This is a genomic window from Dyella sp. Tek66A03, assembly GCF_052567735.1.
This window is the reverse complement of record NZ_CP199584.1, coordinates 4,199,729-4,214,375: the sequence shown is the minus strand read 5'-3', so window position 1 is coordinate 4,214,375 and position 14,647 is coordinate 4,199,729. Positions and strand designations below refer to the sequence as shown.

General features: G+C 65.3%; 15 protein-coding genes. 8 read left to right on the top strand and 7 right to left on the bottom strand.

From position 1 onward, the window contains the following. Positions 1 to 49: 49 nt before the first annotated feature. Positions 50 to 2,224 carry a beta-galactosidase gene (locus tag ACT01B_RS18860; protein ID WP_445144737.1) on the top strand — a complete coding sequence of 725 codons (2,175 nt, stop codon included), beginning with the start codon at positions 50 to 52 and terminating at the stop codon, positions 2,222 to 2,224. A gap of 46 nt (positions 2,225 to 2,270) precedes the next feature. Here ACT01B_RS18860 and ACT01B_RS18855 read toward each other — a convergent pair whose 3' ends face one another. The 3 genes from ACT01B_RS18855 to ACT01B_RS18845 all read right to left on the bottom strand — a co-directional run bounded on the left by ACT01B_RS18855 (position 2,271) and on the right by ACT01B_RS18845 (position 4,149). Continuing rightward, positions 2,271 to 2,681, bottom strand: a complete 411-nt coding sequence (locus ACT01B_RS18855; RefSeq protein WP_445144736.1) for a hypothetical protein — start codon at positions 2,679 to 2,681, stop codon at positions 2,271 to 2,273. A gap of 61 nt (positions 2,682 to 2,742) precedes the next feature. Next, positions 2,743 to 3,234: an Mpo1 family 2-hydroxy fatty acid dioxygenase gene (locus ACT01B_RS18850; protein WP_445144735.1), complete on the bottom strand. Its 492-nt coding sequence runs from the start codon at positions 3,232 to 3,234 to the stop codon at positions 2,743 to 2,745. Positions 3,235 to 3,252: 18 nt separating this feature from the next. Beyond that, complete coding sequence (locus ACT01B_RS18845) at positions 3,253 to 4,149, bottom strand: phosphoribosylaminoimidazolesuccinocarboxamide synthase (RefSeq protein ID WP_445144734.1); 897 nt, start codon at positions 4,147 to 4,149, stop codon at positions 3,253 to 3,255. A gap of 263 nt (positions 4,150 to 4,412) precedes the next feature. Here ACT01B_RS18845 and ACT01B_RS18840 point away from each other — a divergent pair, with 263 nt between their 5' ends. The 3 genes from ACT01B_RS18840 to rpe all read left to right on the top strand — a co-directional run bounded on the left by ACT01B_RS18840 (position 4,413) and on the right by rpe (position 6,280). After that, complete coding sequence (locus ACT01B_RS18840; RefSeq protein WP_445144733.1) at positions 4,413 to 4,727, top strand: c-type cytochrome; 315 nt, start codon at positions 4,413 to 4,415, stop codon at positions 4,725 to 4,727. Further along, complete coding sequence (gene djlA / locus ACT01B_RS18835; protein ID WP_445144732.1) at positions 4,724 to 5,530, top strand: co-chaperone DjlA; 807 nt, start codon at positions 4,724 to 4,726, stop codon at positions 5,528 to 5,530. The genes ACT01B_RS18840 and djlA overlap by 4 nt, the downstream gene beginning before the upstream one ends. Positions 5,531 to 5,599: 69 nt before the next feature. Then, positions 5,600 to 6,280, top strand: a complete 681-nt coding sequence (rpe, locus tag ACT01B_RS18830; RefSeq protein WP_445144731.1) for a ribulose-phosphate 3-epimerase — start codon at positions 5,600 to 5,602, stop codon at positions 6,278 to 6,280. Positions 6,281 to 6,681: 401 nt separating this feature from the next. Here rpe and ACT01B_RS18825 read toward each other — a convergent pair whose 3' ends face one another. Further along, positions 6,682 to 6,816: a hypothetical protein gene (locus ACT01B_RS18825; RefSeq protein ID WP_445144730.1), complete on the bottom strand. Its 135-nt coding sequence runs from the start codon at positions 6,814 to 6,816 to the stop codon at positions 6,682 to 6,684. A gap of 249 nt (positions 6,817 to 7,065) precedes the next feature. Here ACT01B_RS18825 and pdsR point away from each other — a divergent pair, with 249 nt between their 5' ends. The 3 genes from pdsR to ACT01B_RS18810 are packed head-to-tail and all read left to right on the top strand — an operon-like array spanning position 7,066 to position 10,391. Further along, the gene (gene pdsR / locus ACT01B_RS18820) at positions 7,066 to 7,755 is read left to right on the top strand and encodes a proteobacterial dedicated sortase system response regulator (protein WP_445147529.1); all 690 of its coding nucleotides are present in this window, start codon (positions 7,066 to 7,068) and stop codon (positions 7,753 to 7,755) included. Beyond that, positions 7,755 to 8,345, top strand: a complete 591-nt coding sequence (locus ACT01B_RS18815; protein WP_445144729.1) for a hypothetical protein — start codon at positions 7,755 to 7,757, stop codon at positions 8,343 to 8,345. The genes pdsR and ACT01B_RS18815 overlap by 1 nt, the downstream gene beginning before the upstream one ends. 33 nt (positions 8,346 to 8,378) lie before the next feature. Further along, the gene (locus ACT01B_RS18810) at positions 8,379 to 10,391 is read left to right on the top strand and encodes an ATP-binding protein (protein WP_445144728.1); all 2,013 of its coding nucleotides are present in this window, start codon (positions 8,379 to 8,381) and stop codon (positions 10,389 to 10,391) included. 170 nt (positions 10,392 to 10,561) lie between these two features. Here ACT01B_RS18810 and ACT01B_RS18805 read toward each other — a convergent pair whose 3' ends face one another. The 3 genes from ACT01B_RS18805 to ACT01B_RS18795 all read right to left on the bottom strand — a co-directional run bounded on the left by ACT01B_RS18805 (position 10,562) and on the right by ACT01B_RS18795 (position 13,003). Further along, complete coding sequence (locus ACT01B_RS18805; protein ID WP_445144727.1) at positions 10,562 to 11,374, bottom strand: IS3 family transposase; 813 nt, start codon at positions 11,372 to 11,374, stop codon at positions 10,562 to 10,564. After that, positions 11,371 to 11,697 carry a transposase gene (locus ACT01B_RS18800; RefSeq protein ID WP_445144726.1) on the bottom strand — a complete coding sequence of 109 codons (327 nt, stop codon included), beginning with the start codon at positions 11,695 to 11,697 and terminating at the stop codon, positions 11,371 to 11,373. The genes ACT01B_RS18805 and ACT01B_RS18800 overlap by 4 nt, the downstream gene beginning before the upstream one ends. Positions 11,698 to 11,776: 79 nt before the next feature. Continuing rightward, positions 11,777 to 13,003, bottom strand: a complete 1,227-nt coding sequence (locus ACT01B_RS18795; RefSeq protein WP_445144725.1) for a hypothetical protein — start codon at positions 13,001 to 13,003, stop codon at positions 11,777 to 11,779. Positions 13,004 to 13,171: 168 nt separating this feature from the next. On the opposite strand from ACT01B_RS18795, the gene trpE reads away from it, so the two are divergent. Continuing rightward, entirely contained in the window at positions 13,172 to 14,647 is a 1,476-nt protein-coding gene (trpE, locus tag ACT01B_RS18790; RefSeq protein WP_445144724.1) for an anthranilate synthase component I, read from the top strand.

Here is a 14,647-nt window from a genome sequence, read left to right as displayed (position 1 = left end):
TCAGTTGGTGCAGGCATACTGCCGCTATTTCCTTGTGCTTGAGTCGCCGATGAAACGGATTGCCATCGTCACGTCTTGCCTGTTCGCATTGGCAGCCTGTCATTCGGGCACAGATACCGACCGGGCCGATCTCAGTCGCAGCACGCCGACCCCGGCCGCACCTGCTGCGCCCACCAAGCCAACCACGCAGACCAAGCTCGACCAGGTGAGGCGCGATGGCGCGCCGGTGACGGTCAGTGGCATGTCGCTGCAGAAGTACACCTTCGAGCCGTCGCCGCAGCCGCAATTGGTGGTGTCGCTGAGCCAGGGCGATTGGGACTGGTCGAAGGAAGGCGCGCTGCGTGTGGACATGCAGAACGCGATGCAGTGGGCGGTGACGCTCACGGTGGATATCGACGGTAGCCAAACGGGGCAGCACCTCCACGCCACCGTCGCCGTGCCGGCCGGTCCGCCGCAAACGCTGGTGGTGCCCTTGCACGCCACCTCTCCGCGGGCGATGGGCATGCAGGCGGGGCCGCCGATGCCCTATATGGCAGGCAGCCAGCGCATCCTGCTGGCCACCACGGTGGAGGGTTCCATCGACCTGGCGCACGTCAAGGCCGTGCGTCTGGGCACGCCTTCGCCGACCGCCCCACAGACTCTGCTGTTCGGCAGGCTCAATACGTCCAGGGGCGAACATGAGTTGCGTGATGCCTATACCGGTATCGTCGATGCATGGGGCCAGTACACGCGCGGGCAATGGCCGGGCAAGGTCGATTCCGACGACGCGCTGCGTGGTCGACACGGGAAGCTAGCGCATGAGCCTCCTGCGCCGCCGGTTGCGCGCAGGGGTTTCGACCGCTATGGCGGCCGCACGGACATGCCTGCATTCAAGGCCAGTGGTTGGTTTCGTAGCGAGCGTCGCGATGGTCGCTGGCAATTGGTCACGCCCGAGGGTCACGCATTCTTCTCGCTGGGCGTGAATGTCGTTGACGATGACGGCGGGCGCTCCTTTATCGAAGGCCGCGAGTTCATGTTCAAGGAACTTCCTCGCGACAGCGGTCGTTGGGCGCCGTTCTACGGCACCGACGGCAAGCGCCAGGGTGAGCAGGGCGCGTCGGCAGGCCTCGGTTTCAATCACGGGCGCTGGTTCGATTTCTATTCCGCCAACCTGTTCCTGTCCGATGGCCGGCACTGGCGACAGGCATGGCGTGTGCGCACGCTCGATCGTCTGGAGAACTGGGGCTTCAACACCTTGGGCAACTGGAGTGACGAGGCGCTGACCCAGACGCACCATCTGGCTTACACGCGCTCGATCAATATCTCCGGCGTGTTCGGCAACGTCTCCAGCGGCTACGACTACTGGGGGCGCATGCCCGATCCATTCGATCCTCGCTTCGCGCAGGCAACCGAGGCGGCCGTGACGCAGGCCATCAAGGAAGTCCACGACGATCCATGGCTGCTCGGCTACTTCGCCGACAACGAACTGGCCTGGGCCGGGCAGGGCCCGCAAGGTCGCTGGGGGCTGGCCCAGGGCACCCTGGCTGGTGAAGCGCGTAGCCCGGCCAAGCAGGCCTTTATTGCCGCGCTGAAGAAGAAGTACAGCGACCCGTCGAAACTCGCCGCGGCATGGGGCATCACGCTGGCCTCGTGGGATGCACTGGATGCCACCAATTTCCCTGCGCCCCATCCGGACGAGGCACACCCAGCTATCGCCGACGACTACAGCGCGTGGTTGCGCCAGTACGCGGACCAGTATTTCCGCACCGTGGCGCAGGCGATTCACAAGCACGACCCGCATCATCTATTCCTCGGCGGTCGTTTTGGCGTGCACACGCCGGAAGCGGTGGCCGCGTGCGCCGAATATTGCGATGTGGTCAGCTTCAACGCTTATGCCGATGTGCCGGAACACGCCTTCGATGCCACCGCCTTCGCCAAGCTCAACAAGCCCGCGCTGATCACCGAGTTCCACTTTGGTTCCGACGACCGCGGCTCGTTCGGCAAGGGCGTGGTGCCGGTGTCGAACGAGCAGCAGCGCGGCGAAGCGTATGCACGTTATATCGCGGCGGCGGTGGCCGATCCTTCCATCGTCGGCGCGCACTGGTTCCAGTACGTGGACCAGCCGGTGACGGGGCGTCTGCTCGATGGTGAGAACGCACACATCGGCCTGGTGGCGATTACCGACAAGCCATTCCACGGTTTCGTGGAAGCGGTGCGCGAGGCGAATCGCAAGACGGGGTATTGATCGTCGCCCTGCTCCCTCTCCCCTCCTGGGAGAGGAAGCTAGGAGCTCAACTCGCCAAGCTCGTCGCCGCCCCAAAGCTGATCGCCATGATCACCGCCACCGCCATGCACGCACTGGCGGGACGGATGCGGTGCGCGTCGATGCGCGGAATGAGTCGCCACATCACCAGTACGCCGATCACCATGTCGACCACCAGGGCGCCGCGCAGCAGCGCGGAGTTGAGCAGCGGCGCATAAGGAGGCTTCATCAGCCCCTCGTGCATGGCCACGCCGGTCACGATCAGCAGGCCGATCAGGTTCCACACCAGGCAGGCGAGGTAGGTGCGGTTGAACACGACCGGGCAGCGCTCGATCCAGCGCAATACGGTCCACGCGATGAGGGCGAAGAACAGTGCGCCGATGCTGCTGTAAAGCACCCACCAGAGCAGGGTGCTGATCAAGGTAAGCAGGGTGGTCATGTGGATCCTAATATCTGACGGCGCGAGAGTTTGCCGGAACGACGAGTGCGCGCGAGCTAACTTACAGGCCGAAACGGCGCAAAAGCTTGTCCATCAGCCACGCTGGGCCCACCAGCAGGTACGCCAGGTCGGTGAGAAAGCTCGGGCGCCGCCCTTCAATGAGGTGACCCACGAACTGTCCGATCCACGCCACGACGAATACGGCGAACGCCAGCACGCGCAGCGAGCTTGGCCCCAGTTCGCGATAGGCCAGCTCGGTGAGCAAGGCGAAGGCGGCCAGCGCGATCAGTAAGGCGGTACCCAGGCGGCGCGATTGCTTCCAGTACCAGGTGAACGCCAACACCAGCGCGCATACCGCCCAGAATCCCGGCCGGCCGATCGATGACGGCACCGGGATGGTCCACATCAGCGCGATCGCGCACCACAGGATCAGCGGCACGCAGATCCAGTGCAGCAGCCGGTTGGTCGGGTTCTGATGATCGGCGCTGTAGCTGTCCAGCCAGGGCCGCATGTCGCGCGCCGGCGAGAGCGCGCTATCGTCTATAGGGGTCATGGCGCTGAGTACCGCGGTTTAGTCGAGCGTGATGCCGGCGAGGCGCTGCAGCGCTTCGGCGTACTTGGCGGACGTACCGGCAATGACCTGGGCAGGCACGTTCGGACCGGGGGCCTGCTTGTTCCAGTCCAGCGTCTCCAGGTAGTCGCGCACGAACTGCTTGTCGTAGCTCGGCGGGCTGATGCCCACGCGGTACTGGTCGGCTGGCCAGAAGCGCGAGGAATCCGGCGTCAGCATCTCGTCCATCACGTAGAGCTTGCCGTGCTCGTCGGTACCGAACTCGAACTTGGTGTCGGCAATGATGATGCCGCGTTCGGCGGCATAAGCGGCAGCCCACTTGTAGATCGCCAGCGTCGCCTCGCGCACTTGCTCGGCGAGGTCGGCCCCGACCGCGGCTACCACCGCATCGAAGCTCACGTTCTCGTCGTGGTCACCGACGGCGGCCTTGGTCGATGGAGTAAAGATGGGTTCGGGCAACTGCTGCGCCTGCTGCAGCCCGGCGGGCAGCTTGATGCCGCACAAGGAGCCGGTGGCCTGATAGTCCTTCCAGCCCGAACCGATGATATAGCCGCGCGCAATCGCCTCCACCGGCACCGGCTTCAGGCGGCGCGTGACCACGGCGCGCTTTTCGTACGGCTTGAGGTCGGTACCGGCCGGGAGCACGTCGCTCAGCGGTGTGTGCAGTAAGTGGTTGGGCACCAGGTGCTCGGTTTTGCCGAACCAGAAGTTGGAGATCTGCGTGAGCATCTCGCCCTTGCCTGGAATCGGGTCGGGCAGCACCACGTCGAACGCCGACAGGCGGTCGCTGGCCACGATCAGCAGCCGATTCTCTGAGAGTGCGAACACGTCGCGCACTTTGCCGCGATGGATCAGCTCCAAGCCGGGCAGGTTCGATTGCAGCAAGGTGGTGGGCACGTTCTTTCGCTCCTGGATGGCCGGCCTGGGCGCCCAGGACCGGAAACGAGGTGCCGGCTTGGAATGAGGGGCCGGCGATCAAGCCCAACATTGTAGCCGCAGGCGTCTGTGCGGGAGGTGTAGCTGCGGCGCGCTGTCGCCCGAGCGGGGGGCTGCTGGCTGCTAGAATCGCGCGCTTTGGCCCAGAGCTTGCTCGCATGTTCCAGTTGCCCCGCGCCGCCGCTGTACCGCACCCTTGGAAGACGGGGACGGCCTTGGCGTCCATGCGTATCGTCCTCGCCGCCATGCTGGCCGTAGCTAGCGTGGGGCCTGCGTTCGCTGCTGCACCGGCCAGGCCCACGCGCCTGGGACTGTGCGCGGCGTGTCACGGCGAAACGGGCATGGCGCAGGTTCCCGGTGCGCCCAACCTGGCCGGACAAAAGCTCGACTACCTGCGCGAGGCGCTCAAGCAATACCGCGATGGCCGCCGCAACGCGCCGCTGATGCGTGCCGCGATCGGCCCGATCGGCGACGCGGATCTCGATGAACTGGCGCGCTGGTACAGCGCGCAGACGCCGCAACCCCAAGGCACCCCATGACTTTCACCTGGACTCTGTGGTTGGCCCTGTTCGGCCTGATCTTCGGCCATGGCTTGCCCGGCGCCGTGGTCGGCGCCATCACCGGCTTCATCATCGACAGCCTGCGCCAGGGCCAACGGCGCCGGGTGACGCCTCAGGCAGGCGGCTACGTCAGCCCGTTGTTTGCCTTGCTGGGCGCCGTGGCCAAGTCCGACGGACGTGTCTCCGAGGCGGAAATCGCCGTGGCCGAGCGCTTGATGCAGCGTATGGGCCTGGAGCAGGAGCAGCGCAAGGTGGCCATCACCGCGTTCAACGCCGGCAAGCAGCCGGAGTTCGACGTGACACCGGCCATCGAGGAGCTTCGCCGCTGGGTCGGCCTGCGTCGCGACCATGCGTTCCCGGTACTCGATGTGGTGATCGAAACGGTACTGGCCGAAGGCAACCCGCCACCGGAGCAGATGGCGATCCTGCGCCAGTTGGCGTTCGCGCTGCGCATTAGCGACATGGAGCTGATGGCGCTGATGGCCATGAAGGGTTATGCCTGGAACGCCACGGGCGGTTCGCGTGGCCATGGCAATCACGGCGGCGGTGGCTACGTGCCACCCCAGCGCACCACGCACGGCCCCGATCCCTACACCGTGCTGGGCATCGCGCGCAGCGTGGATGATCGCGGGGTGAAACGCGCCTACCGCAAGCTGATCTCCGAACATCACCCGGACCGCCTCGGCGACCTGCCCGAAGAGATGCGCAAGCGGGCCGAGTCGCGTGCCAGCGACATCAACGCAGCCTACGAGCGGATCAAGGCCGAACGCGGGTTCAAATAGCCCGGTTCAAATAAACTCTGCCACTACATGTAGGAGCGCACCCTGTGCGCGACCGCAGGAATAACGACCATGAGCAAGCAAGCCAACGTCATTGCACCCTCCATCCTTTCCGCCGATTTCGCCCGGCTGGGTGAGGACACCGCCAAGGCGCTGGCCAGTGGCGCGGACTGGGTGCACTTCGACGTGATGGACAACCATTACGTGCCCAATCTCACCATGGGCCCGATGGTGCTCAAGGCGTTGCGCGATTACGGCGTCACCGCGCCGATCGACGTGCACCTGATGGTGAAGCCGGTCGATCGCATCGTGCCGGACTTCGCCAAGGCGGGCGCCAGCCTGATCAGCTTTCATCCCGAGGCGAGCGAGCATATCGATCGCACGCTAGGCCTGATCAAGGATTCCGGTTGCCAGGCGGGCCTGGTGTTCAACCCGGCCACACCGCTGAGCTGGCTGGACTATGTGATGGACAAGCTCGACCTGATCCTGCTGATGTCGGTCAACCCGGGCTTTGGTGGGCAGAAATTCATTCCCACGGCGCTGGACAAGCTGCGTGAGGTGCGTCGCCGCATCGACGAGAGTGGCCGCGCCATTCGCCTGGAAATCGACGGTGGTGTCACCGCGGCCAATATCGGCGAGATCGCCGCCGCGGGCGCGGATACCTTCGTGGCCGGCTCCGCCATCTTCAATGCGCCCGACTATCGCAGCGTGATCGAGACGATGCGCCAGAACCTGGCCGCCGTAGGCGCGTAACGGGTCGCGCACGGCTTGCGTGGTTGCTTCGAGGCAAGAAAAATCCCGGCGCAGACTGCGCCGGGATAAGTATCGTCGGAACGACGTTTGAGGAGACCACACGGTGGACGCGAATCCACGGCAAGAATCCGTGGCCACCGCAAGGTCAGACCGGGATTCTCGCGTTTGGTTCCCCGTTCCGGCGATTCCGGCCGATAAAACCGGTTTCATTCAGCTGGCCCCAAAAAAACCCCGCCGGAGCGGGGGAGGAACGTAGCCCAGGGGGTTGGACGAAACGCTTAAAGGGGCTGCCAGCCAGGATCCGCTTCATCGGCCCCGGCGGCGGGCGCATCCCTGCGCACCGGCCGCCTGCATGCTTTCCACGGCTACTGACAGGAAATTATCGTTCGGATCGTTGGCGTTCATGGCTGCTCTGCCCAATGCAGGCTCATGACCAGGCCGAGCAGGAGTGCGCCCAGCGCCAGCACCACGCGCAGCGGCTCGAAGCCCTGCAGTTCGGCGTTGGGATCGATGGGTGGTTCGCCAGTGGGGCGCATGTTTCCGGACTCCTGCGTTGACAGCTCCATTCGGCTACCGGCCGGAGCATGCCGGGAGGCCTGAAAATGGCAGGATGCGGGCAAGATCGGGCCGTGACCTGACGGCCGCTCGCGATGCGCCTCGCACCCCGGCTACAAGATGGCCGTGTACCGACCACAGATGGCGAATTGCTGGCAGATGGCGTTGCCGGCTTGCGTGCCCGGCTCGCACCCTTCACGCTGCGCGCCATCGTCATGTTGGAGCTAGCCATGGGCCGCAGTATCGCCATCGTCGAAGACGAGCCGCTGATCCGCGCAAACTACGTCGAAGCCTTGAACCGCTTCGGCTACGAGACGCGCGGCTACGGTTCGCGGCAGGAAGCCTCCAGCGCTTTCGGGATGCGCTTGCCCGAGCTGGTCATCATCGACATCGGACTGGGCGACGACCCGGAGGGCGGCTTCGACCTGTGCCGCGAACTGCGCGCGAAATCGTCGACGCTCCCAATCATCTTCCTGACGGCACGCGATTCGGATTTCGACGTGATCTCCGGCCTGCGCCTGGGCGCCGACGACTACCTCAGCAAGGACACCAGCCTGCACCAGCTGGCCGCACGCATTGCGGCCCTGTTCCGGCGCATCGAGTCACTGAAGGTGCCGGCGTCCAGCGAGACGGTGATCGAGCATGGCCCGCTCAAGCTCGAATCCGAGCGCATGCGCATCACCTGGAACGGCGAGGAGATTCCACTCACCGTCACCGAGTTCTGGATGGTGCATACGCTGGTGCGCTTCCCCGGCCATGTGAAGAATCGCGACCAGTTGATGCGCGAGGCCGAACTGGTGGTGGACGACGCCACCATCACCTCGCACATCAAGCGCATCCGCAAGAAGTTTATCGCCGTGTCGCCGGAGTTCGACGCGATCGAGACCGTGCATGGCGTGGGGTACAGGTGGAAGCCGTAATGAAGTATGGGTTGGGGTTGATGAGTCTGTTGTTGTGGGCAGGCGCGACGCACGCGGCCGCCAACGACAAGGCCGTGGTGGTGTCTGGCCGGCTGGATGGTGTCGTACCGGGTTGGTCAATTCACACCGAGCAGCCGGACGGCTGGACGCAGGATTGCTGCGTGTACGCCAAAGCCATTGGCGTGAACCTGGTGCTGTACCAGGGCGAGTGGTCGGGCGAGCCGGATCGCGTGATGGTGCTGAACGTCTGGCCGGCCAAACTGGCGACGCTCGACGCCGAGCTGCAGGAAGACCGCAAGCATTACTTGCAGCTTGATCCGGCCGGCAAGGTCGCTGCGTTTCCCCTGCTCAATGCCGGCATGCCTTGTCAAGGCGTGCTTTACCAGGGTAACGATCACAAGGACGACGCCGTGGTGTTTTGCGATCCTGGCAAGGCCAGTGGCATTCGCCTGAGCTGGTCGATGACGCTGGCGCACGATGATGCGAGTCGGCAGGACCTGCTCTCGCTATTCAAGCGCGTGGTGGAACAGTCGCGCTACATCGCCTATCAGCCCCCGAAGGATGCCAAAGACAAGGTTGCACGGCATTAAGGCGTCGCGTTCCGCTTTCGGTATCGTCGCGCCATGACCCTGCGCCGCAAACTGCTGCTCGTCGCCTTATGCACCCTGGCCCTGCCGGTGGCCGGCTGGCTGTACGTGCGACAGATGGAAACGCTGCTGCGCGAAGGCCAGGCCCAGGCGCTTACCGCGTCCGCCCGCGCGATGGCGCGCAGCCTGGTCGTTACCGATGCGCCGCTGCCGCCTGCCGAGCCCGGCTGGTACGTGCAACAGGCCGTCAACCCGATCACGGTGGACGGCTATGGCGACGACTGGGCGCCGCTGACGCCATGGAGCCAGCCGCTGGACAAGCGCGGCAAGCTGTTGCTGGCCGAAGACGCGGACTGGCTTTATCTCTATGCCGACGTGCGCAGCACACGCCGCACGCGCGCCGACGCCGGCGATCCGAATGCCCTGGTGGCCGATCATCTGGTGCTGAGCCTCGGCAAGGGCGAGCAGTCGCGTCGCTACCTGCTGGCGAGCGCGGCGCCAGGGCAGTTGACGGCGAGGCCGCTCGACCCGGCCGTGGCCGGGTTGCCCGAGCTGATCACGGCGCAGTGGCAGGAAGACGGTAGCGGTTACCACGTGGAGTTGCGCTTGCCGCGCAGCCTGGCGCTCGACCAGTTGGGGCTGTCGGTTTACGACGCGGCCACGGGGGGCGATCCACAGGCAGTGCAGAGCCGGCCGTTGGTGGCGTACTCGCCGGTGCTTTCGAAGGAGCTGTCGCAGCTCGCGCTCGACGGAGTGCAGGCACGCGTGCTGGCGCCGCAGGGATGGTTGCTGGCGCAGACGGGTCACCTCACGACGCCGGCGGCGGCGCCTGGCAATCAGCCCGGCTGGTTCGCCGCCCTGGTTTATCGCTCGCTGCTGGCCAACCAGGTGGGAGACGCCGAACCGTGGACGCAGGACGTGCCGCGTCTTGACGCCACCGAAGTGCAGGGCGCCAGTAAGGGCACGCCCGCCACGGTGTGGCGCCAGGGTGAAGCACGCGGCAGCGTCGTGCTGGCCGCCGCCGTGCCGATCGAGCGCGACGACCAGGTGCGTGGCGTCCTGCTGCTGGAGCAAGCCAGTCGCGCCGTGCCCTTGCTGGCCAATCGAGCCCTGCTGGGCCTGCTGTTGACCAGCTTCAGCGTGCTGCTGGTGGCGGGTGCGATCCTGCTGATCTTTGCCACGCGCCTGAGCCTTCGACTCGGCCGATTGCGCGATGCGGCCGAGCGCGCGCAATTGAATGACGGACGTCTGGATGGCCCCTTCCCGATGACCGGTGCGGAAGACGAGATCGGCGATCTCGCCCGAAGCTTCGAGCGTTTATTCGACGTGGTCGGCGGCTATACGGACTACCTGCGCACCCTGGCGTCCAAGTTGTCGCATGAGTTGAACACGCCGTTGGCAATCGTGAAGTCCTCGCTCGACAACCTCGAGCACACCTTGCAGGCGCAGCACGCCATGCCCCCCGACGCGCAGCCCTACCTGGCGCGTGCGCGCGATGGCGTGGCACGGCTGGGCGCGCTGGTGCGGGCCATGAGCGAGGCGAGCCGGATGGAGCGGGCGATTGCCGCCGCCGAGCCGGAGGATGTCGACCTGGTCGAGGTGGTGCGCGGCTGCAGCGAAGCCTACCGCCCGTTGGCGGGTACGCGACGGCTGGAGTGCGTGCTTCCCGACGGCCCGCTATATCTGCACTGCGCGCCGGAGCTGATCGCGCAGGCCTTGGACAAACTGTTCGACAACGCCTTGTCGTTCACGCCAGAGGGCGGCTGGTTGCGCCTGAGCTTGCGCGCACAGGGCGATGGCGCACAGATCGAACTGGCGAACCAGGGGCAGCCATTGCCAGCGGCGATGCATGGCCGCCTGTTCGATTCGCTGGTAAGCCTGCGCGACAAGGCCACGCCGGGCGATGCGCCGCATCTGGGCCTGGGCCTCTACGTCGTGCGACTGGTCGCCGAGCGACACGGTGGCATGGCGATGGCGCGCAATCTCGACGATGGCAGCGGCGTCGCGTTCACCCTGCACTTGCAGGGGATGCCACGGCAAAGACTGTAGGAGCGCACCCTGTGCGCGACAAACCGGCAGGAATGCCGATTTGCGCAGCGCTAGCTGCCCGCAGGGCGAGGGCCAAGGATGGCCCGAGTGATAAACCAACGGAGCGGTAACGCCGTGATCGCGCACAGGGTTGTAGTGGCCGGCTTTTTTTGGACCAAGAGATAGGAGCGTTAAGCCGCCAGTGCCTCAAACTCGGCGGGCGGCCGGTAATCGAGCGTGGAGTGTAGACGTTCGTGATTGTAGTAGCGTGCGACGTAGTCGATCACGGCATGACGCGCCTGTTCGCGCGTTGGGTAGGTTCCGTCGATCCATTCCTGTTTTAGGCTGCGGAAGACGCGCTCGACCACCGCGTTGTCCCAACAATTACCTGTACGACTCATGCTTTGCACGGCACCGTGTTGCTGCAAATGAGTGACATAAAGGTCCGCGGTGTACTGGCACCCTTGATCGGAGTGCACGATGAGCCCGGGTCCGGGCTGGCGGATGGCGAACGCCAGTTCGCTGGCCGCAAGAGCCAGCCGCGCATCAGCCACCTGCGCGGTCGCCCAACCGATGATGCGCCGGGAAAACAGGTCGACCACGATGGCCAGGTAAAGCCAGCCCTGACGGGTCGGGATGTAGGTGATGTCACTGGCCCAGGACTGGTTAGGGCGGCCCGGATCGAACTGGCGCGCGAGAAGGTTTTCCGCGGGCGCCGGCTTGGTGTTGCGACGGTAGTGCTGAAAACGCTTCGTCTTGGCCGTGATGTTCATCAGACGCATGATCGTGGCGGCCCGTTCTCGCCCGGTCGGGATGCCGGCCCGACGCAGCCCGTGCGCCAGGGTGCGGGCGCCGCAGCTGCGGTTGCTTTTGGCGTGGAGGTGGCGAACCTTCCGGGCGATGACTTCATCCACGACCGGCGCCGGACGCGGTGCGGCGTAATAGCTACTGCGCGACCAACCCAGCAGCCGATGGATGCGCCGGATGGATACCTCCCCTCTCACCTTGTCGAGCGCCTGCGCCGTTGAAAGAGCACGGCGAGGTGAGAGGGCAACGATTTTTTTAGGGTATCGCGCTCTTGTGCCAGGGCCTCGCGCGCTTCTTCCGAAGCCTTCAGCTGCTCCTGCAGCTCCCGAATGAGGCGCTGCTGATCGGCGACGCCGCTGGGAATTTGCGCTTGATGTGCGCGCCACGCTTGGACCCAACGACGCAGCGCCGTCGGCCCAACCCCTGTCAGTTGCGCCGCCTGCGGCGGGGAATAGCCCGCCTCAACGACCAACCGAATGGCCTCTGCCTTCACCGCAGCGGCAATCTTTCTATGACCCATGGTTCACCTCGTAGGAGATTTTGCTCCTATCCGGTGGTCCAGAAATACCCGGCCACTTCAGGTGCGCTCCTACACATATTTATTTGATTTCGCCCAGCGTCCAGCCGCCCGCACCAGGCAAGACCGCAATTTGCCGAATGGTCGTGGCGGCGCAGTCGCCAGGCTTGTCCGTGCATTGCGCAAGGGTAATGCGCAGGTGTTGATCGTCGGTAAGGCTGAAATCCGTGAGGCGCGTGGTGGCGGGGATGGCCGCCGCTTCCAGCGCGGTGCCGATGAAGACGCCATTCCGAAACACATAAAGCTGTAGTGCGCTCGGCTGGCATTGTTCGTTCACGGATACCGCGGCCTCGGCAACGTAGGTGTCGCCTTTACGCTGCGCGCGCCCGGTGAGCAGGCGCTGGCCGGTGAGCAAAAAGCGATCCTCGTCGTTCTTCGGCGAGGCAACCAAGGCCTTGCACTGCGGGGGCGATTCCGCGAGCGCCGCGCGTTCACTTGGCACCAAGGGCTTCAACGGCCGGGCGACATAGGGGGGCGGCACCGACGCTGCCACCGGGGTGGGCTGTTCCATCCACAGGAACAGCGCCGTTGCACTCAGCATCAACGCGGCCACGGCATACACGCGACCGCGCAACAGCGGGCGGCGGTAGAGGAAGAGCAGGGCGCCCAGTGCCATCAGCGTCGCGATGGGTGCCAACGGGCGCCACAGCATGGCGAGCAGGCCGAGCAGGGCAGCCACCACGGCAACGCTGGAGAGCGGACCCTTGGCGGCAGGCGGTTCATCCGCTGACGTGGGCGGGAGAGGCGATGGCTCTTGCGGCTGTTCGTCGAACTCGGGCAACGGTGGAGGTAGCTCATGCGATGTTGCTGCTGTTGGCTGGGTAAGGTCATCCGGCGCCGGGGCGCTCGCCGGTAGCGGGGGTGGCAGCAGGGTTTCGATGGCAACGGGCTGCCAGGCAAACCATTGCTGGCCGCCGTCGTGGCACCACTGGTCGCCCGGCAGGGCATAGCGGGCCAGCGCGGCTTCCGGAAGGGGGCCACGCACCTGCTGCTCGCGTCGCAACCAGATCAGCGCGTCGCTATCGGGCAGGGACTCGGCCTCCACGCCCAGGGCGCGTAGCTGGGCCACCTGGGCATCGGCGGAGGCCGGGTCGAGGCCGCGGCGGATGATCAGTGGCGCGCGCTCGAACACGCGTTCGCGAAAGCCGCTCATCTCCATGCCGAAGGCGGTGGCCAGGCGTGCGTGGACGGTGGTGGGGTCCTGCCCATCGAGCAGGCAGCCGGAAAGTACCAGGCAACGGTGGTCCATATCCTTCGATTTCCCCTGCAGTGCCGCGACGTGCACCGATCAGGCAAGGGTAGGTGGGTAGCGCCGGGCGGACAAGCGTTCGCCTGGACTTTGCTTCCCGCTGGGGTGAATACGTCCGCTTGCTGCCCCTACAATGGCCGTTCAAGCTTGGCCATCCGGACTCCCCACGTGATCTCCCGAGAAGAATTCGACGCACTGGCAACGCAGGGTCATACCCGCATTCCGCTGGTGCGAGAGGTGTTTTCCGACCTCGATACGCCGTTGTCGGTCTACCTGAAACTGGCCGACGGCCCGTATACCTTCCTGTTCGAATCGGTCGAGGGCGGCGCCACCTGGGGACGCTATTCCATCATTGGCCTGCCGGCGAAGCGTGTATACCGCCTGCGCGGACACGAGCTGGAAGTGGAAGATGCCGGCGAAGTGACCGAACGCCGCCAGGTGGAAGATCCGTTGGGCGAGATCGAGAAGCTCCGCCAGCAATACGACGTGCCGCGCCTGCCGCAGCTGCCGGCGTTCACCGGAGGGCTAGTCGGCTATTTCGGTTTCGAGACGATTGGTTATATCGAGCCGCGCCTGGCGCGCTGGGATCGTGCCGATGAGTTGGATACGCCCGATGTGTTGCTGATGCTCGCCGAGGAAGTGGCGGTGTTCGACAATCTCAAGGGACGTCTATACCTGATCGTGCATGCCGACCCGTCGCAGCCCCACGCCTATGCCGAAGCCCAGCGTCGCCTGGACGCGCTGGTGTATCGCCTGCGCCAGAGTGGCGTGTCGTATCCCCAGCTCAACCAGTCGACGGCGCTGGACGAGAGCGATTTCAAATCCTCCTTCACCAGGGAGGAGTTCGAGGTGATGGTGGAGCGCGCGAAGGAATACATCCGCGCGGGCGATATCTTCCAGGTGGTGCCGTCGCAGCGGCTGAGCGTGGGTTTCAACGCGCGTCCCGTCGATGTGTATCGCGCGCTGCGTGCCTTGAATCCGTCGCCGTATATGTACTTCGTCGACCTGGGCGCGACGCAGATCGTGGGTTCGTCGCCGGAAATCCTGGCGCGCCTGAAGGACGGCAAAGTCGTGGTCCGCCCGCTCGCCGGCACGCGCAAGCGCGGCGCGACGGAGGAGGAGGACCAGGCACTCGAAGCCGAGCTGCTGGCCGATCCGAAGGAGCGTGCCGAGCACGTCATGCTGATTGACCTTGGTCGCAACGATATTGGCCGCATCAGCGAGACCGGCAGCGTGGAAGTCAGCGAGTCCTTCGCGGTCGAGCGCTATTCGCACGTGATGCACATCGTCTCGCAGGTGCAGGGCAGTGTGCGTCCCGGTGTCGGCTATATGGATGTGCTCAAGGCCACGTTCCCGGCGGGCACGCTTAGTGGGGCGCCGAAGATCCGCGCGCTGGAAATCATCCAGGAGCTGGAGCCGTACAAGCGCAACATCTACGCCGGTGCCATCGGTTGGATCGGCTGGTGGGGTGATGCGGATACGGCCATTGCGATCCGCACCGCCGTGATCCAGGGCGGGCGCCTGCATGTGCAGGCCGGTGCCGGCATCGTCTATGACTCCGATCCCGCCTCCGAGTGGGAGGAGACCATGAACAAGGGTCGCGCGTTGTTCCGGGCTGTTGCGCAGGCGGCGAAAGGGCTATGA